15 protein-coding genes and 1 pseudogene are annotated in these 17,831 nt (G+C 67.0%); 12 read left to right on the forward strand and 4 right to left on the reverse strand.

Annotation, left to right across the window (positions count from 1 at the left end):
* The first annotated feature begins 6 nt into the window (after positions 1-6).
* Entirely contained in the window at positions 7-714 is a 708-nt protein-coding gene (ung, locus tag IB223_RS16640) for a uracil-DNA glycosylase (protein ID WP_192202874.1), read from the forward strand.
* A gap of 109 nt (positions 715-823) precedes the next feature.
* On the opposite strand, the gene IB223_RS16645 is transcribed toward ung, so the two are convergent.
* On the reverse strand, positions 824-1,381 hold the full coding sequence (locus tag IB223_RS16645; RefSeq protein WP_192202875.1) for a DUF2059 domain-containing protein: 558 nt from the start codon (positions 1,379-1,381) through the stop codon (positions 824-826).
* A gap of 123 nt (positions 1,382-1,504) precedes the next feature.
* Here IB223_RS16645 and arfB point away from each other — a divergent pair, with 123 nt between their 5' ends.
* Positions 1,505-1,939 (forward strand): alternative ribosome rescue aminoacyl-tRNA hydrolase ArfB, encoded by a 435-nt coding sequence (gene arfB / locus IB223_RS16650; protein WP_192202876.1) that lies wholly within the window; start codon positions 1,505-1,507, stop codon positions 1,937-1,939.
* A 4-nt stretch (positions 1,940-1,943) separates the two neighbouring features.
* Positions 1,944-2,540 (forward strand): lysophospholipid acyltransferase family protein, encoded by a 597-nt coding sequence (locus IB223_RS16655; RefSeq protein WP_305079813.1) that lies wholly within the window; start codon positions 1,944-1,946, stop codon positions 2,538-2,540.
* Positions 2,541-2,885: 345 nt separating this feature from the next.
* Here IB223_RS16655 and IB223_RS16660 read toward each other — a convergent pair whose 3' ends face one another.
* The 3 genes from IB223_RS16660 to IB223_RS16670 form a co-directional block, all read right to left on the reverse strand.
* A complete protein-coding gene (locus IB223_RS16660; RefSeq protein ID WP_225591180.1) occupies positions 2,886-5,936 on the reverse strand; it encodes a TonB-dependent receptor in 3,051 nt (1,016 codons plus the stop codon).
* A 132-nt stretch (positions 5,937-6,068) separates the two neighbouring features.
* Positions 6,069-7,130 (reverse strand): FecR domain-containing protein, encoded by a 1,062-nt coding sequence (locus IB223_RS16665; protein ID WP_192202878.1) that lies wholly within the window; start codon positions 7,128-7,130, stop codon positions 6,069-6,071.
* Positions 7,108-7,704, reverse strand: coding sequence for a sigma-70 family RNA polymerase sigma factor (locus tag IB223_RS16670; protein WP_192202879.1), 597 nt, complete (start codon positions 7,702-7,704; stop codon positions 7,108-7,110). The genes IB223_RS16665 and IB223_RS16670 overlap by 23 nt, the downstream gene beginning before the upstream one ends.
* A 473-nt stretch (positions 7,705-8,177) precedes the next feature.
* Between IB223_RS16670 and IB223_RS19050 the strand changes: the two are divergent.
* The 9 genes and pseudogenes from IB223_RS19050 to IB223_RS16710 form a co-directional block, all read left to right on the forward strand.
* Positions 8,178-8,594, forward strand: a pseudogene (locus tag IB223_RS19050) (cyanophycinase); the annotation flags it as partial.
* Between the two features lie 201 nt (positions 8,595-8,795).
* Positions 8,796-9,776, forward strand: coding sequence for an isoaspartyl peptidase/L-asparaginase (locus tag IB223_RS19055; RefSeq protein WP_343227223.1), 981 nt, complete (start codon positions 8,796-8,798; stop codon positions 9,774-9,776).
* 47 nt (positions 9,777-9,823) lie between these two features.
* The gene (locus IB223_RS16680; protein ID WP_192202880.1) at positions 9,824-10,564 is read left to right on the forward strand and encodes a TonB family protein; all 741 of its coding nucleotides are present in this window, start codon (positions 9,824-9,826) and stop codon (positions 10,562-10,564) included.
* 260 nt (positions 10,565-10,824) lie between these two features.
* The gene (locus IB223_RS16685; protein ID WP_192202881.1) at positions 10,825-12,558 is read left to right on the forward strand and encodes a DUF11 domain-containing protein; all 1,734 of its coding nucleotides are present in this window, start codon (positions 10,825-10,827) and stop codon (positions 12,556-12,558) included.
* A gap of 73 nt (positions 12,559-12,631) precedes the next feature.
* Positions 12,632-14,731, forward strand: coding sequence for a gluconolaconase (locus IB223_RS16690; RefSeq protein WP_192202882.1), 2,100 nt, complete (start codon positions 12,632-12,634; stop codon positions 14,729-14,731).
* Between the two features lie 116 nt (positions 14,732-14,847).
* Positions 14,848-15,273: a YciI family protein gene (locus IB223_RS16695; RefSeq protein WP_192202883.1), complete on the forward strand. Its 426-nt coding sequence runs from the start codon at positions 14,848-14,850 to the stop codon at positions 15,271-15,273.
* Between the two features lie 10 nt (positions 15,274-15,283).
* Positions 15,284-15,691, forward strand: a complete 408-nt coding sequence (locus IB223_RS16700) for a VOC family protein (protein ID WP_192202884.1) — start codon at positions 15,284-15,286, stop codon at positions 15,689-15,691.
* Between the two features lie 209 nt (positions 15,692-15,900).
* On the forward strand, positions 15,901-16,431 hold the full coding sequence (locus IB223_RS16705; RefSeq protein WP_225591167.1) for a hypothetical protein: 531 nt from the start codon (positions 15,901-15,903) through the stop codon (positions 16,429-16,431).
* Between the two features lie 21 nt (positions 16,432-16,452).
* The gene (locus IB223_RS16710) at positions 16,453-17,802 is read left to right on the forward strand and encodes a DUF2235 domain-containing protein (protein ID WP_192202885.1); all 1,350 of its coding nucleotides are present in this window, start codon (positions 16,453-16,455) and stop codon (positions 17,800-17,802) included.
* Positions 17,803-17,831 lie beyond the last annotated feature (29 nt).

The following is a 17,831-nucleotide window of genomic DNA, read 5'->3' on the forward strand; positions in this document are numbered from 1 at the left end:
CACCGCATGACCGACGACGACCGCATCAAGCTGGAGCCTTCGTGGAAGGCGCACATCGGCGACTGGCTGCAGCGGCCGGACATGCGCGATCTGTCGGCCTTCCTGCGCCAGCGCAAGGCTGCGGGTGCGCGCATCTATCCGCCGGGGCCGCAGATCTTCGCCGCGTTCGACGCCACGCCGTTCGATGCGGTGAAGGTAGTGATACTCGGCCAGGATCCGTACCACGGGCCCGGCCAGGCGCATGGCTTGTGTTTCTCGGTGCTGCCGGGGGTGCCGGTGCCGCCGTCGCTGGTGAACATCTACAAGGAAATCAATGCCGACCTCGGCATTCCGCCGCCGGATCACGGCTGCCTGCTGCCGTGGGCGCGCCAGGGCGTGCTGCTGCTCAATGCCGTGCTGACGGTCGAGGAAGGTCGTGCGGGTGCGCACCAGGGCAAGGGCTGGGAAGGGTTTACCGACCATGCCATCGAGACACTGGCACGCGAGCGCGAAGGTCTGGTGTTCCTGCTGTGGGGCAGCTACGCACAGGCCAAGGGCAAGATCATCGACACGCGTCGCCATCGCGTGCTGCGCGCGCCACACCCCTCGCCGTTGTCGGCGCATCGCGGGTTCCTGGGCTGCGGGCATTTTTCCGCGACCAACCAGTACCTGGCGCAGCGCGGACACGCGCCGATCGACTGGCGGTTGCCGCCGCGCGACCAGTTGGTGCCCTGAAGCAAGCTGTGCGCTGGGATGTGGGAGCGACGTCAGTCGCGATGAAGCGTTACCGGCAAATCATCGCGACTGACGTCGCTCCAACACCGCACAAGCCTGTTTCCAGGCGTCAGCGCGTACGGCGGCGCTTCTGCGGTGGTGAGACCGGAGGCGGCGGCGTGACCGGGATGTTCTTGATCTCGCCCTGCAACTCTTCCAGCATCGGCACCATCTTCTGCTGCACGGCGGTCATGATGTTCTGCATCAGCGCGGGGCTCTTCTCGAGCATGCGCTGGCCGGCGGTGCTTTCGTAGAACTTGGTGATCGCGCGCACGTCTTCGCGCGTGTAGGTCTTCTTGTAGACGTCCAGATATACAGGGCGCATCTCTTCCCACGACAGCGCCTTGCGCACGATCTCCCGGGTCTTTGCCTGGATCCGGGCGACTTCGGCCTTCTGTTCCTCGGTCATCTCCTTGCCGGCGAAGTGCTTGTCGAACTCCTGCTGCTGCACCGCTTCCATCTGCGGAATCATCCCGGCCAGCAGACTCTCGGCACGGGACGCCTTCAGCAGGCGGTCGATGTCGGTATCGGAAGGCTCGGCGGCGAAGGCTGGACCGGCCAGGGCCAGTGCGAGGACCAGCAGCGCGCGAAGGAACGGGTGCGCCGCGTTCAGCGAGGGTCGAATCATGCGGTAGGGACGGCGTGGAGCGGGGCCACAGGGTGCCTGTCCGGGAGTAAATCTGGTGTTAATCGTCGGCAAATCCACCCCCTCGCGCTGCGAACGGACACGCATCCTGACTACAATCCCCACATGGGGAGCAATGCACTCGAGATCACGCCCACACTGACGATTCCGGACGACGAACTGGTCGAGCGCTTCGTGCGTGCCAGTGGCGCCGGCGGCCAGAACGTCAACAAGGTATCCACCGCCGTGGAACTGCGTTTCGACGTGGCCGGCTCGCCGTCGCTGCCCGACGTGGTGCGTGAGCGCCTGCTGGCCAAGCGCGACCGTCGCCTGACCGACGAGGGCGTGCTGGTGATCGATGCGCAGCGTTTCCGCACGCAGGACCGCAACCGCCAGGACGCACGCGAACGGCTGGCCGCCATCATTGCCGCCGCGCTGGTGGCGCCGAAGAAACGCGTGGCCACCCGACCCTCGCGCGCCGCCAAGGCGCGTCGGCTGGATGCAAAGCGCGAGCGCAGCCAGATCAAGCGCGGCCGCTCGCAGAAGAACCAATGGGAGTAATTGTTTGAGCGACGACATCATTCCGCGCATCCCGCCCAACATGCCGCAGGTGCCACCGAACCGGTTCACCCGCTGGCTGGGCCGCACGTTCCTGCGCACGTTCGGCTGGAAGATGACCGGCACGCTGCCGGACATCCCGAAGCTGGTGATGATCGTGGCACCGCATTCGTCCAACTGGGACGGCATCTGGGGCATGGCCGCGAAGATCGCGATGGGCTTCCAGGTGCGCGTGCTGGGCAAGGCGCAGCTGTTCTGGTGGCCGCTGTCGCCGCTGCTCCGGAAGCTGGGCGTGGTGCCAGTGGACCGCAGCTCGCCGCAGGGCACGGTGGAGCAGGCCGTACGTATGCTGCGACAGTCCGAGAAGATGTGGTTCGCGCTGACGCCGGAAGGGACGCGCAAGCGCGTGGACAAGTGGAAGGGGGGCTTCCTGAAGATCGCCCACCAGGCGCAGGTGCCGATCCTGATGGCGTACTTCCACTATCCGGAAAAGACCATCGGCATCGGCGACGTTTACTACCCCACCGGCAACATGGACATCGACATGGCCGCGATCCGCGACTGGTACCGGCCGTGGCAGGGGAAGAACCGCGGGACGGTGTGAGGCTGCAGGCCGGGTAAGCGGCCATCCGATCCACACGCGTTGATGCCAATGGATCCCCGCGTTCGACGGGATAACGAAGTGACCACACCCCGTCGTCCCAGCGAAGGCTGGGACCCATCTTGATTCTGCTCTTGCACGGGTTGGCCCCGGGTAGCGCGTGCAAGGGCAGTGAAGCCGCTGCGGGAACACCTCGGGTTGACCAGGTGGCAACGGCGCAATGGATCCCAGCGTTCGCTGGGATGACGGAACCCGTCACCACGGGCGCGCCGGGTCGCGATGGCGTTCCATCAGATAAACAAAGGCCCGCCTTTCGGCGGGCCTCGTTCCTGTCCGTGGCGCAATGCCTTACAGCGGCTCGCCGCCCAGCTTCCAGGTGACCTGCAGGAAGTAACTGCGGCCCACCGAATCGAACCAGGAGGTATCGTAGTACGGATAGTTCGCCCACGTCGCGTCCTTGGGCGGCATCTTGTCGAGCAGGTTGTTGACGGTCAGCGACACGCGCAGATGGTCGTTGATGTCATAGCGCGCACCGGCATTGAAGCGCCAGGTGGAGCCCGTCCAGGCATCGTTGGCGTAGTTCGCGACGCGGCCCAGGTAGTTGCCGAAGATGCTGGCGCCTACCGCATCGCGCTCCCAGCTCACGCCCAGGTTGCCCTTGGTGCGCGGTAGCGTGGTGGCGCTGAAGCTGACATCCAGCATGTCCTCCTCGGGGTCGCCCGGATACTGCTGGCGCGTGTGCTCGTCGGTCCACGTGTAGGTGCCGGTGAAGCGGAAGTCGCCGGCGTTGGCGGTCTGCAGGCGGTAGTTGGCGGTGACGTCGACGCCCGAGGTTTCTTCGTTGGCGATGTTGATGGGGCTGAAATGCACGCTGGTGATGAATCCGTCCGCATCGCGCATCACGCGGGCTAGGGCATCGACGCAGGTCGGCGAGGTGATGTCCACCGGCGCCCCGGTATCGGTGGTGCCGAGGCGGCAGTTGGCTTCGTCCATGCGCAGTTGCTCGCGGCTCTGGCTCTGCACCTGGTTCGACACCTTGATCCTGTAGTAGTCCACCGCCAGGTCGAAGTCGGCGAACGGCGACCACACGAAGCCGGCCGAGAACGACTTGCTGGTCTCCACGTCCAGGTCCATGTTGCCGGTGTAGACGTCGAACGTGTTGATGTCCCAGGTGCCGTCGTCGTAACACTCGTCGTCGCTGAAGCCCGGTTCGTCGGTCCGGCACTGGTAGTAGTCGGTCGACACGGTGCGGTAGTAGTCGTCGCCGGCGAACAGGTAGTGCATGTCGGGCGCACGGAAGCCGGTGCCATACGAGCCGCGCACCAGCAGCGTGTCGAGCGGACGCCATTCCAGGCCTGCGCTGTAGGTGAACTTGCCCGGATTCTTGTTGCCGTACTCGTAGCGGTCGTAGCGGCCCGCCAGGCTGGCCTGCAGTGAGGACAGCAGCGGCAGGCGGAACTCCGCCGCCACGCTCCAGCGGTCGCGGTCGCCCTCGCCATCGCCGTAGCGCGGGCCGAAGTAGGCATCGGCGGTCAGCGCGAGCGGGTCGGGATTGATCTCGTACGACTGCTGGCCGTATTCGATGGCGCCGGCGAAACCGACATCGCCCGCCGGCATCGTGAACAGTGCGGGTGTGTCCACGGTGAAGCTGAGGTTGTCGTTGTCGGCCTTGGGGCGGAACGTCGACATCGCGCCGATGGAAGCGAACTCGGCAGGCGTCAGCGGCGTGAACAGGCGCGTCGGGTCCGGGCTGAAGATCGCATAGCCGTCCGCGTCGTAGCCTTGCTGCTCGCCCAGGAACAGGCGGTTGGCGGCGGCGGCGCGGATGCGGGGCATGCCCACGTCGGCCTTGTACTGCGAATGGTTGTAGGCCGCTTCCCAGTTCCAGGCGTCGCCGAAGCTGCCCTGCAGGCCTGTCGTCACCGCGAACGTCTTCTGGGTGGTGGTGTTCATGCGGTTGCCGAGGCCGCCGATTTCCTCGGGCGTGAACTGCCGCGACCAGATCTCGTAGTGACCGGTAGCGGCGTTGTAGAACATCTTGTCGTTGTTGTCGGTCGAGTTCGGGTCATGGAATTGCCAGCCCATGACGTCGCTGACCACGTCGTTGCCGTTGGTGCCGGTCAGCAGCTTGACCTCCTGGCGCCCCAGTTGGACATCGGCGAACCAGGACAGGGTGTCGGAGAAGCGGTACTCGAACGAACCGTAGGCCGTGAAGCCTTTGCGCTCGTTCTGGATCGTGCGGTACGCGATCGCGCGCTCGCTGCCGCAATACGGCTCGCCGAACCGGTCCTCGGCCAGCACGGTGGTGCCATCGTTCAGGCCCGCCATCGCGGCGCAGTTATCGGCCGGCGCGATGTTGGCGTCGTCGTCCCAGTCGTAGAGCTGGGCGGTGAGGCGGGGCAGCTGGCGGCGCGAGGTCGGCGCATCCAGTGTGGAGTCCTGGTTGCGGCGTTCGAAGCCCCATAGCGGTCGCTTGTCGAGCAGCTCCAGGCCGACGATGCCGCTGAACGCATCACGCTCGAAGCCGGTGGTCAGCGTGAGCTTGTGGGATTCGCCGCCGCCGCGTTCGGTATCGCCGTAGCGATAGTCGATGATGGTGCCGTCGGTGGACTTCTTCAGGATGAAATTGATCACGCCGGCCATGGCATCCGAGCCATACACCGCCGACGCGCTGCCGGTGAGCACTTCGATGCGGTCGATCATGCCCAGCGGGATGTTGCCGATATCGGTGAAGTTGCTGCGGCCGTTGAGCGGCAGCGGGAAGTCGGCGATGCGGCGGCCGTTGATCAGCACCAGGGTGTGGTTGGGGCCGAGGCCACGCAGATCGACGGCCTGCGCGCCCGGGGTCGACTGTGCGCTGGTGGTGTTCTGCTGGCCCTGCACGCTGCCGCTGTTCTGGCTGAGCGAACGCAGGACGTCCGGGACAGAGGTGAAACCCGCCGCCTGGATCTGCTCCGCCGTCACCACGGTGATCGGTGCAGGCCCCTCGATCTGTGCACGCGGGATGCGCGAGCCGGTGACCTGCAGGGTTTCCAGCTGGGTCACGGGCTCTTCGACCTGCGCGGCGCCTCCACCGGGAGGTGTTTCCTGCGGTGCAGGACGCGGGGGCGGTGCGCGGCGCGGAGTGGCGTCGGCCTGCACGATCAACACCGCGCCGGAAGCGTCGCGCTTGGCCTGGAAGCCACTGCCCTGCAGCAGGCGATCCAGCGCCTGGTCGGTCGACGTGGCGCCCTGCACCCCGGTGGTGCGCCGGCCCTTCAGCTGATCGGCGCGATAGACCAGCTGCGTGCCGGACTGCTTGGCCAGCGTGTTGAGCGCTGCCGTCAGTTCGCCCGCAGGCAGGTCGATGCGGCCCGGGGCCGCCTGGGCCTGCGCGGCGAGTGCCGCGCTACAGGCCATGCTCAACAGCAGGACTCGCACTGGATACTGCATCGACGACTCTCCCCGTGGTGCTCGGAATGGCACCTCTCGCTATCAGGACGAACGAGCCGCGCAAATCCCCCCATGACCTTCGTCGTGGCGTGCGCGGCCCTAGCGTGTGTGCAGCACGATGCGGTCCGGATGCCGTTCGGCGCGCACCGGGAATCCCTGTTCCAGGATATGCGCGAAGCCCTCGGCGTTGGACCAGCGGAAGTTGCCGCCCACGCGCAGCTCGGCGACGGTGGCGTCGGCCAGTTCCAGCTTGCGGGTGTTGAAGCGGTTGAACTCGGCGGCAGCCTCCGCCAGCGACGTGTCGTCGAAGGTCAGGAAGCCCTCGCGCCATTCCAGGTAGCGCTCCGCATCGGCCACCGGCAGCGAGCGCACCAGCACGCCGTTGCGGCCGGCGGTCGCTACGCTGCCGGCCGGCAGCAGGGCCACCGGCTGCGCGCGGCCATCGCGGCCGGCCCGGCTTTCCAGCCGCACCTTGCCTTCCGTCACCACCACGCGCACGGCCTCGGTATCGCGTCGCACGGAGAAGCGCGTGCCCACCGCAGCCACACGGCGGCCCTCCGTTTCCACCACGAACGGGCGCCGTGTATCACGGGCCACGTCGAAGAAGGCTTCGCCCTGCACCAGGGAGACGTGCCGTTCGCTGCGGCTGATGCGCAGTTCCAGCCGGCTGTCGCTGCTCAGGGTGGCGGTGGAGCCGTCGGGCAGCGTCACGGTCTGTATCTGGCCGACAGTACTGGCATAGGTGCCCTGCTCGCGGCCGGTCATCTGCCAGCCACCCCAGGCGGCGGAGCCCAGCGCCAGGACGGCCAGCGTCGCCGCCATGCCGTGCCGCCATCCGCTGCGCCGCGCCCGGTCGTCCCGGTAGCGTGGCGCGAAGGCGACGTCGCGCAGGTCGGGGATCCGGTCGGGTGATCCTTCCGGCACGCGCGCACCGGACTCGATGCGCGGCGGTGGCGAGCCCGCGGGAAGACCCGCCGCCAGCGCCTGCAGGCGACCGGCTTCGCGCCACGCCGATTCCAGCCTCAGCCATGCCACCTTGTGCTGCGCCGATGCGGCCAGCCATGCGTCCAGCGCACGCTGGTCCTGCGCGCTCCAGTCATCGCCATCGCGACGGACCAGCCAGTCGGCTGCGGCCTCTTCAATCCGACTGCTGTCGGTCATGTCCGTCGTCCTCGTCCATGACGGGCCGGGCAGCCGTCCGCGCGACCGGCCCACGCACGGCATCGCCGCCGTACAGGTGGTCGGCGAGCAGGCGCATCCCTTTGGCCAGATGTTTTTCCACGGTCTTCTCGCTGATGCCCAATTGCCGGGCGACGTCCTTCTGCGGCAGTTCCTCCACCCGCCGCAGCCACACCACCTCGCGGCAACGGTCGGGAAGCCGGTCCAGGGCCTCGACCATGCGCTTGAGCGCCTGTCGGGTCCCGGTCCACCGCTCGGGCGACACCTCGTCGATCAGGTAGACGTTCGAGGACTCGAAATCACCCACCGACTCGATCGACACCACCCGGCTGCGGCGCAGGCGGTCGGTCATCAGGTGGCGGGCGGTGGCGAACAGGAAGGCCTTCGGCGCGTCCGGCCGTGCGCGGGCCGCCGCCTCGTAGACGCGCGCGTAGGCCTCCTGCCGCAGGTCATGCCACTCGTCGCGATGTGGCCATGCGCGTTGCAGGAACAGCACCAGTGCCCGTTCGTGGACGAGCACCTCGCGAACGAACCAGTCGTCTAATTCGGTGGGCATGGCCGCACTCTAGCCGATCACGCACACCGTACGCGCGGTCCATCCGGATGGGGGGAAGTGCGCGCCGGTTCGTCTCTCCTTGGCATCGGTGCGTGGCATCCTGCCGCCACCTTCGACGCGGGAGTAGCGGCATGGTGTCTGTCCTTGGTGCAGTGCGGCGTGGCGTGGTGTGCATGCTCGCGCTGGCATTGTCGTTGCCTGCGCTGGCGGGCAAGCCGGCGCATTACGTACTGGGCGACACCGGTGCAAAGACCCCGGGGAAAGTGCAGCCGGGCCTGCTGCTGATGGGCGGCGGCGACCGCAACTTCGATGCGATGCGCTGGTTCATGCAGAAGGCGGGCAACGGGCACATCGTGGTGCTGCGCGCATCGCAGGCCGGTGAGATCGGCGAGGAATTCTTCAACGAAGTGGGCGGCATCGCGTCGGTGGAAACGTTCGTCTTCAGCGATCGGGACGCGGCGACGGATCCCGCCATGCTGCGCAGCCTGAAGCGCGCCGACGGCATCTTCCTGGCGGGCGGCGACCAGTCGCGCTACGTGCGCTACTGGCGTGGCACCCCGGTGGGCGATGCGCTGGACGCGCACGTGCGCGCCGGCAAGCCGTTGGGCGGCACCAGCGCCGGACTCGCCATGCAGGGCGAATACCTCTATGGCGCGATGGATGGCGGCAGCCAGATCAGCCCGCGCGCGCTGGCCGACCCGCTCGGCCCGGACAACACCATCGAAACGGATTTCCTGCATCTGGCGTTGCTGAAGGGTGTCATCACCGACACGCACTTCAGTGAACGCAACCGTCTCGGCCGCCTGGTCGCGTTCGTCGCCAAGGCCGAAGCGATGGCGCAGCGTCCGCTCATCGGCCTGGGCGTGGATGAAGACGCTGCGGTCGCCGTGGAAGGCGATGGCCGTGCGCGCGTATACGCCACCGCGCCCGGTGCGGGTGCCACGGTGGTGAAGGGCGGCTTCGCGCAGAAGCAGGTCGAAGACGAGGCGATGAACCTCGATCGTGTCGACACCGTCATCGCCGGCGTCGACTCCGTGCTGCACCTGCCGAGTGGGCGCGTCGAGAAGCCCGCCGCCGAACGCCAGTACGCCGTGCGCAACGGCGTGCTGGTGGCGCTGGAGTCGCCGGTGCTGGTGATCCATGGCGGTGCCGGTGTCGAACGCGCGGGCATGACGCCGGCCGACGAGGATGCCGCACGCAAGGCACTGGAAGCGGCGCTGCGCGCGGGCCATGCACAACTCACCGCAGGCAAGCCGGCGCTGGACGCGGTGACCGCCGCGATCACCGTGCTGGAGGATGCACCGCAGTTCAACGCGGGCCGTGGTGCGGTATTCACCCACGATGGCAAGAACGAACTGGATTCCTCGATCATGGACGGTGCTACCGGCAAGGCGGGCGCGGTGGCCGGGGTGCACCGGGTCAAGAATCCGATCACGCTGGCACGCGCAGTGATGGACAAGTCGCGCCACGTGATGATGGTCGGCGGCGGCGCGGAAGCCTTCGCGAAGGAGCAGGGCATCCCGCTCGTCGACCCGTCGTACTTCCGCACCGAAAAGCGCTGGCAGCAGTTGCAGAAGGCACTCAAGGAAGAAGCGCAGGCGCAGGCGGCCAACGCGCCGCTGGACCTGCCGGGCAAGGCTTACTTCGGCACGGTCGGCGCATTGGCGCTCGATGCGAAGGGGCAGCTGGCCGCAGGCACATCGACTGGCGGCATGACCAACAAGCGCTACGGCCGCGTGGGCGATTCGCCCATCATCGGTGCGGGCACCTGGGCCGACGACCGTTGCGCGGTCTCCGGCACCGGCTGGGGCGAGTACTACATCCGCGCCGCCGCCGCCCACGAGATCTGCGCGCGCGTGCGCCTGGCCGGACAGGGCATCGCACGCGCGGCGGACGGCGTGATCAACCGCGACATCCCGAAGGCCGGCGGCGACGGCGGCGCCATCGCCCTCGGCGCGGACGGCAGCATGGCCTTCCCCTTCAATACCGAAGGCATGTACCGCGGCTGGATCGGTGCCGACGGCGTGCCGCACGTGGCCATCTACAAGGAAGACGCGCTGCCCGCGCGCTGAGGGCGGATGGCGGTATGCTCGGAGTGGTCGATCAGGGAGGGGGAGCCATGCGCATGATGTTGGGAGCGGGACTTCTGGCCGTCGCTATGGGGGCCACGGCGGCGAGTAAAGAGGCAGAGCCTGTTCGGTTCCATGCCAATGCGCGCGTCGAGCTGGACGCATATGGTGTGCCGCGGCAGGTGCAGGTGAACGAGAAGCTGCCGCCCGCCATACGCAGCGTGGTCGAGCAGCAGGTCATGCAGTGGCGGTTCGAGCCGGCGCGGGTCAACGGTGTGGCTATGGCGGGTGTCACGCATGTGTTCCTCGATGCTTGCTTGGCCCCGCTTCCGGGCGATGGCATGAGCGTGGCGATGAACTACCGGCACCATGGCCCCGGTTATGCCAGTGGCGCACCGTTGCTGTCGCCTCCCCGTTTTCCGCCCAGTGCCGCTCGCTACAACCAAGAGGGCAGCTTCAGGGTGGTGGCGCAGATCGGAGAGGATGGTCGGGCAAAGATCGCATCGGTGGAAACGGTGTCGGGTTCACTCAAGCCGTTCGAGCAGGCGTTGCGTGACTGGGTGACGTCGATGCGCTACTTGCCAGAGGAAGTGGACGGCAAGCCGATCGCCACTCGAGTGGTATATCCCGTCGCGTTCTCGCTCCCCAATGTATCCATCAAGCAGCTCAGAGAAGAGCAGCGCGACGCCGCCAGGCAATCCGTCGAGTGTCAGGCGGCCGTGGGTGAAAGCAAAGATCCTCAACGCCCCGTTGTGCTGGATTCGCCATTCAAGTTGAAGGAAACCGGCTGACGCCTCCAGGCGGGATCTCGCCGCGCGGCGGTCGCGGTCGCGAGTGGCCCTCTGCCCGTCGTTGGAACGAGGGCCGCAATGTGACTCATGTCGCAAATGTGAACTCTGTAAGTTAAGATACAGATCACATTTGCGGTCGACCCCTCCTTGCCTGGACGGCGTCTTGGGTCGGCTTGCCACAGGGGGCAAGTAACAGGGTCCGTGTCGGATGGACCTGCGGAGCGCCTCTTTCACAGAAGCGTCAGGGGATCCGTTCGTCGATGTCGTACCACGCTATTGATGGCCTGCGCCCGTGTGGCGCATTTTCTGCACGTCCGTCGTCTTCCACCATCGCCCTGGTCACCCCGAATACCCGCCGCTGGCGGCGTCGCGCCGGGCAGGCTGGCCTGCTGCTCGCGGGCCTCTTGGCGGCGGGTTCGGCGCTGGCGCTGATCACCGGCACCTGGACCACCAACGGGTCCGCCTCGGCCACCACCACGGTCAACGGCATCACCGTGACGTGGACTGGCGCGGCCGACAGCGCGTACTCCAACGGCAGCTTCAACGCGACCAACGACAGCCGCTGGACCAATCCCTACGGCGGCACGGTCACCAGCGGTGCCTCGCTGACGTTGCTGCACGAAGTGAGCAGCCGCAACTACACGGTCACCTTCAGCAAACCGGTGGACAACCCGGTGCTGCACATCGATCGTCTGGGCGGCGCCATCGGCTCGGACCCCAACAGTTCGCGCTGGACCTTGAGCAACTCGGTCTCCCAGGGCGGGACCGTCTCGCTGACGCGGCTCAGCGGCAATCCGCAGTTCCTGGTGAACGGCAACACCATCGTGCGCGACACCAGTAACGGCTTCTCTGGCGAAGCCGATGCGGAATGCCGGACGGGCAACACGGGATCGGTCGCCCGTGGCACGGCCTGCGGCTCGGTCCGCTTCAACGGCACCGGCATCACCAGCCTGACCTTGAACGCGGGGTTGCAGGGGCCGACCGGAGGCGACCAGCTGGAACTGCGCTGGAGCTTCGAAGGTTCCAGCGTGATCGTGCGCAAGCAGTCCGCGGGTGGCACCGGCACCTTCGGCATCACCGCCAGCAATGCGGTGTCGCAAGCCTTCAACCTGACCACGACGGTGCAGAATTCGCCGGTGGCATCGGTGGCCTATCCCGTTACCAATCACGCGGCTGCGATCACGCTGACCGAATCCAGCGTCCCCGCCGGCTACGTACTCACGGCCGGTGCGTGCACGGACCAGAGCGGCACCGCAGTGGCCTCCACCGTCGATACGGCCACCCGGCAGCTCACTGTTCCCGTCGCGAACTACCGCGCCAACCAGACCATCACCTGTACGCTGACCAACAGCGCCACGGCCACGCTGGCCGTGGCCAAGAAGTGGGTCAACGCGGCAATCAACGATACGGCCGTGCTGTCGGCGACCGGCGGTGCCAACAACGCCACGCTCTCGTCCACCGCCGACAATGCGTCGGAGACCGACACCGGAACCGCCGTGCAGGTGGTGCCGGGCAATGTCATCACCTTGGCGGAGACGCCGGGTGCGGGCAATGCGCGCACCTACACCGCCAGCACCTGGAGTTGCAGCGGTGGCAACCTCAGCGGCAACACGCTGACACTGACCAGCGCGCATGCGGGCCAGGCCATCGTCTGCACGGTCACCAACACCGGGCGCGTGGCCGACCTGTCGGTGGTGAAATCGACCGCGGCCGGCCCTTCCCTCAGTGGCGAGGTGCGCAACTTCACGCTGACGGTATCGAACGCAGGCCCCAACGCTGCGGACGGTGCGCTGGTGAGTGATGCGCCCGGCGACGGTCTCGGCTGCGCGGTGGCGGGCACTCCCATCACCTGCAGTGCCAACGGTGGCGCTGCGTGTCCGGGCGCAGCAGCGCTACCCGGCCTGGTAAGCGGTGGCGTGGTCGTGCCCACCCTCCCTTCCGGAGGACTCGTCACGTTCGTCGTGCCTTGCCAGGTGACGGCGACGGGCCTGTAGATCCGCGCGACGCGCTTCCCAAGCGGGCGTCGAATCCCCATCATGCGGCGTCGTTCTCCGGCGTCCTGATGCAATGAGTCGTACTGCCTGGCTATGGGTGGTGGTCGTGCTTACCACCGCCGCCCTCGCCGCCACGTTCCTGTTCACACCGCGTTTCCCGGTTCCCGTGCCTGACGCCGGCCCGCCGGCCACCCCTTTCGGCTGGCCGGGACAGCTGTCGCTGACGGCGGGCGATGGCGTGCGCGGCCTGCGGGAAGGCGTGGGGTTGCAGGCCCGCTTCGACGACCCCTGGGGCATCGTGGTGATGGAGGACGGCACCCGTTATGTCGCCGATGCGGGCGACAACAACCGCATCCGCCGTATTGCGGCCGACGGCACGGTCACCACGCTGGCGGGCGGGCGCGAGGGGTTCGCCGACGGCACCGGTCCGGCCGCCGCCTTCCATACACCGTCGGCGTTGGCGCGTGACGGTGACGGCAATCTCTATGTGGCGGATACCGGCAACCACGCCATCCGCAGGATCACGCCGCAGGGCGTGGTGACTACGGTCGCGGGCACGGGCGAGGCAGGGTACCGCGATGGGCCTGCGAGGCAGGCGCAGTTCAATGGCCCCATCGGCGTGGCGGTGGACGGCAGCGGTCGCATCTATGTGGCCGACACCTACAACGACCGCATCCGGCTGATCTCCCGCGAAGGCGACGTCACCACGCTGGCGGGCGGAGAACATCCCGGATTCCTCGATGGTTCGGGAACGGAGGCGCGGTTCGACACGCCGACCGGCATCGCGGTCGATGCGACCGGCGTGGCCTGGGTCGCCGATCTCCGCAACAATGCCATCCGCCGGATCGCGCCGCAGGGTGGTGTCAGCACGTTGCCGATGCAGCAGGACCTGCCGGTACTGGCAGGCCCGCGTCGGCCCTTGAGCCTCGCGTTGACGCACGATGGCCAGTTGTACGTCGGCGAGATGTACAGCGGTCGCGTCATGCAGGTGATGCGCGACGGTCGCTGGCATGCGTTGGCGGGACATATGCCGGACCAGCGCCTGTCGCGCACCGCCGGCCTGGCCGTCGATGCTTCCGGCGATGTGCACTTCACCGATGCGGGAAGCCATCGCGTGCACCGCATCACGCCACTCGCACCGGGCGCCGTCCCGATGGCGGCGACGGTGGGGCCTTCGACGGACGATCCATTGCCGGATACTGCGGGCCGCTGGCCCTTGCAGCCACAGGACGCCTGGCACGAAGTGGTGGGTACGCTGGGCGAAGTCCGGGGCGACTACGAAGGCGAGAGTCGCCACCATCTGCACGGCGGACTCGACATTCGCGGCGACGTGGGTGCCAACGTGCTGGCCATCGCCGACGGCAAGGTCAGCAGTCCGGCCGCGGCCTGGGGTTTCGATGGCCTTGGCGAAGGACTCGGCGTGGGCCCGCTGGACTACATCCACATGCGCGTCGGCCGCACACCGCGCGGCGACCTGCTGGATCCGGCCCGCTTCCAACTGCTGCGGGATTTCAGCGGCGATCCCAGTCGCATCCGGGTGCGTCGCGGCACGCGCTTCGAGGCGGGCGATGCACTGGGAACGATCAACCGCATGGCACACGTGCACCTGTCGATCGGGCCATCGGGCTACGAACGCAACGCCATCGCACTCGGGTTCACCGGTTTCATCGATGCCTATCCGCCGCGCATCGACGATGTCGCGCTGTTCGATACGCTCGACCAGCCCATCGACCAGCGCCAGGAAGATCGCGTGCTGGTACCGCGCGAATTGCAGGGCGTGCGTATCGTGGTGGACGCGTGGGACCAGGTGGATCGCAACCTGCCGCGGCGCCGTCTCGGCCTGTATGCGCTGGGCTATCAGGTGCTGCATGACGACGGCACGCCCGTCGCCGGCTTCGAGGCGCCGCGCATGACGCTGGACTTCCAGCGCCTGCCATCCGATGACGCGGTGCAGGTCGCCTACGCGCCCGGTAGCGGCATCACCGTGCATGGCAGCGCCGTGACACGGTTCAAGTACAGCGTGACCAACACCGTGCGCGACGGCGCGTGGGGCGAAGGCACGTGGCAGGCGGGCGAACTGCCGCCGGGCGACTACCTGCTGCGCATCACCGCGCGCGATTACAGCGGCAACGAGGCGCAGGGCCGCCGCGACCTGAAGCTGCGTCTCCAGTAGGACGGGCCTCGGCGCGTCGAGGCCCGTCGCGCAGGATCATGTCGATCCGCGCCACGCCCGTTCGTCGTCTCCCTGAAAGCGGCGGAAGGTCCCGACCGCGTGACAGGAGATCCTCAATGAAAGTCATGGTCATCGTGAAGGCCAGCCCCGAGTCCGAAGCCGGCGAAATGCCCGGCACCGAACTGCTGGCCGAGATGGGCAGGTTCAACGAAGCGCTGGTGAAGGCCGGCATCATGCTGGCGGGTGAAGGACTGCATCCGTCCTCGCGTGGCGCGCGGGTGCGCTTCGAGGGCAGGCAGCGCAGTGTCATCGATGGGCCCTTCGGTGAAACGAAGGAGCTGGTCGCCGGCTTCTGGCTCTGGCAGGTGCGCAGCCTCGACGAGGCGATCGAGTGGATCAAGCGCGCACCGTTCGACGGCGGCACGGAGATCGAGGTGCGCCCGGTGTTCGAGGCCGATGATTTCGGCGACGCACTGACGCCGGAACTGCGCGAGCAGGAAGCGCGACTCGCCGCAGAGATCTCGTCGCAGAACCAACCTTGAGGTCATCGCCATGAGGCACCAGATCTTCGTCAACCTGCCCGTCCGCGACCTGGACGCCTCAAAGGCGTTCTTCCGTGCGCTGGGCTACGCAAGCAACCCGCAGTTCACCGACGAGAACGCCGCCTGCGTCGTCATCAGTGACAGCATCTACGTCATGCTGCTGGTCGAGCCTTTCTTTCAGGGCTTCACGCGCAAGGCGATCTGCGACTCGCGCACGCATACCGAAATGATCCTCTGTCTCTCCGCCGAAAGCCGCGCCGCTGTCGACAGCATGGTGGACAAGGCGCTCGCCGCTGGTGGCAGCGAACCGATGGAAGCCAAGGATTACGGCTTCATGTACCAGCGCAGCTTCCAGGACCTCGACGGCCACCTGTGGGAAGTGGTGCACATGGACGAAGGCAAGATGCCTGGGGATTGATGTATATGAATGTAGCCGGTGAGGTGCGCGGTTTTGAATGTGAAAGCTTGCGCATGCAACACATCTGAAGTACAGAAGAGCCGACGCATGACGCGAGAGGTGCACGAATGCAGGGCAGGAGGCCGACACTCCACGGACGTTCTTCGGGCCATGCGCGATCGCTGGCGCTGGTATCGGCGATGATCGTCTCAACCGCAGGATGCCAGGGCATGGCGATGACGCAGGAATCGGGTTTGGAGGAAAAGAGGGCTGGCGACACGGCTGCGTCGGAGTGGCCGTTGAAGTTCTTCCAGCACAACTTCGGCGCGCACTGTTTCGACACCATCGGCTGCAAGATCGTATACAGCGGTTTCGTCCATGGCGTTGACCACGACGACGAGGTAAGTCCTCCCGTTTCGTCCTATCGCGCAAGTCACGAGAAGCTTCTCAGTGCGGGGCACATTGCCCGGCGCAATTTTCCGGCGCCGGCGAAAGTGCAATGGCGCTCCAAGGATGGCGTGCCGCATGAAGCCGAAGTCGATATCGGCGAGATCTTCAAGGACCGCGTCGTGCTGCACAACGTGCCGCGCGACGAGATCTATGGAGATCTGAGTGATCCGGACATCATCCTTGAAGTGAACGATCGCACCATCAATGTCTACATGCGCGCCTTCGTGCCAACGAAGACATTGCAGGTACCGGGCAACAAGTACAGCGGCTTCCGCGACGATCTGATCCTGGCCTGGACGAAAACCTACTGACACACCTCCAAGGAGTGGAGCATGGGCGGCGAACGGCATCCTGACGGTGTAAGCACGGTACCGGCGACGGCATCGGATCTGGCGACCTTCCCGGACGCCAGCAGGCAACTCGCGAGCTTCTCGGCGCCGTTGCTCCGCGACGGCGATGCGCCGGACCATCGGCTGTTCGTCGCTGCCTTCGACGGCACCGGCAACAGCATGTACAAGGATGCGCCGGAGAACCACACCAACGTGGCCCGCATCGCGAAACAGCTTGAGCAGGCAAAGGATCCGGCGATCGGCTTCGGATACGTCGAAGGCCCGGGTACGCAGGGCGGACTGGGCGGTGTCATCGACCAGGCCACCGGCGGCACTTACGAAGCCCGCATGGAGGAAATGTACTTCCAGTTCATCCAGCAGGCCTCGGCTTGGCTGCGGGACAATCCCGGTGCCGACATCCGCATCGCCGCCATCGGATTCAGCCGTGGTGCCGAGCAGGCGGCGGGCTTCACGCGCCTGGTGGAGGAGCGGGGCATCCAGGATCCGAGGGGCATGGACGTCGTGCGCGACCGTAACGGTCACATCGAAAGGCTCGAGCCCACACGCCCCAATCTGCGCGAACCCGGCACCGTCATCCAGGCCGTCGGCCTGTTCGATCCGGTCGGCACGGGTGAGCCGCGCGACCATGATCGCCGCCTGCCGCCGTCCGTGGTGTCGGGCTTCCAGATCACGGCCGACGACGAGCGGCGCAATTTGTTCCAGTCCACGCGTGTGATGGATCCCGGGGTGACCGATGGCGGACGCTTCCTCAACGTCACCGTGGCAGGTGCGCACAGCGACATCGGCGGCGGCTATTCCCAGGACGGCATCGGCATCCGCAGCGGCAACCTGATGATCGATTACCTCAACGCACTCAGCGACACGCCCTATCTGGAGAAGCGCGAGGAGCCGACCGATCCGGCGCGCAACGTCATCCATCGCTCCGAAGAGCACCAGTTCTTCTATCGCGCCTCGATCTACGACAAGGCGGGCGCGCGCGGCATGGAGGAGGAACTCGCGCCCGGAGCCCTGTGCAGGATCGACTGCCTGGATGCGCAGCCACGCAGCGAAGCGCTGGCACGCGAACTGGCTTGGCGGCCAGTCGAGATCGGCCCGGTGCCGCAGACCCGTTCGGACGCCGCAGTGCCTGCCCGTGCAGGCGACATGGTCGGACCGTTGCTCGACGCGGCGAAGCGCGGGGATGGCGCGGCGATCGAACGCATCTCGCGCGACGGACTTCAAGGGGCGGCCGGGCAGGCCTGGCTGCAGGCCGGGCAGCAGCGGCTGGAGGCCGCCTTCCTCGTGCAGGCGCCCGCGATCGAGCGGCCGCAGGAGCCAGCGCTGGCGCGTTGAGGTCCGCATGCCGTGACCGCGTGCGCTTG

Origin of the sequence: Pseudoxanthomonas sp. PXM03 (assembly GCF_014852005.1) — a bacterium.
Taxonomy (GTDB): domain Bacteria; phylum Pseudomonadota; class Gammaproteobacteria; order Xanthomonadales; family Xanthomonadaceae; genus Pseudoxanthomonas_A.

Bases quoted from the DNA above. Each gene is read 5' to 3' on its own strand.
- IB223_RS16690 (WP_192202882.1), top strand. From the start codon at position 12,632: ATGAGTCGTACTGCCTGGCTATGGGTGGTGGTCGTGCTTACCACCGCC.
- IB223_RS16680 (WP_192202880.1), top strand. From the start codon at position 9,824: ATGCGCATGATGTTGGGAGCGGGACTTCTGGCCGTCGCTATGGGGGCC.
- IB223_RS16685 (WP_192202881.1), top strand. From the start codon at position 10,825: ATGTCGTACCACGCTATTGATGGCCTGCGCCCGTGTGGCGCATTTTCT.
- ung (WP_192202874.1), top strand. From the start codon at position 7: ATGACCGACGACGACCGCATCAAGCTGGAGCCTTCGTGGAAGGCGCAC.
- IB223_RS16660 (WP_225591180.1), bottom strand. From the start codon at position 5,936: ATGGCCTGTAGCGCGGCACTCGCCGCGCAGGCCCAGGCGGCCCCGGGC.
- IB223_RS16710 (WP_192202885.1), top strand. From the start codon at position 16,453: ATGGGCGGCGAACGGCATCCTGACGGTGTAAGCACGGTACCGGCGACG.
- IB223_RS16700 (WP_192202884.1), top strand. From the start codon at position 15,284: ATGAGGCACCAGATCTTCGTCAACCTGCCCGTCCGCGACCTGGACGCC.
- IB223_RS16705 (WP_225591167.1), top strand. From the start codon at position 15,901: ATGGCGATGACGCAGGAATCGGGTTTGGAGGAAAAGAGGGCTGGCGAC.
- IB223_RS16695 (WP_192202883.1), top strand. From the start codon at position 14,848: ATGAAAGTCATGGTCATCGTGAAGGCCAGCCCCGAGTCCGAAGCCGGC.
- IB223_RS16670 (WP_192202879.1), bottom strand. From the start codon at position 7,704: ATGCCCACCGAATTAGACGACTGGTTCGTTCGCGAGGTGCTCGTCCAC.
- arfB (WP_192202876.1), top strand. From the start codon at position 1,505: ATGGGGAGCAATGCACTCGAGATCACGCCCACACTGACGATTCCGGAC.
- IB223_RS16665 (WP_192202878.1), bottom strand. From the start codon at position 7,130: ATGACCGACAGCAGTCGGATTGAAGAGGCCGCAGCCGACTGGCTGGTC.
- IB223_RS16645 (WP_192202875.1), bottom strand. From the start codon at position 1,381: ATGATTCGACCCTCGCTGAACGCGGCGCACCCGTTCCTTCGCGCGCTG.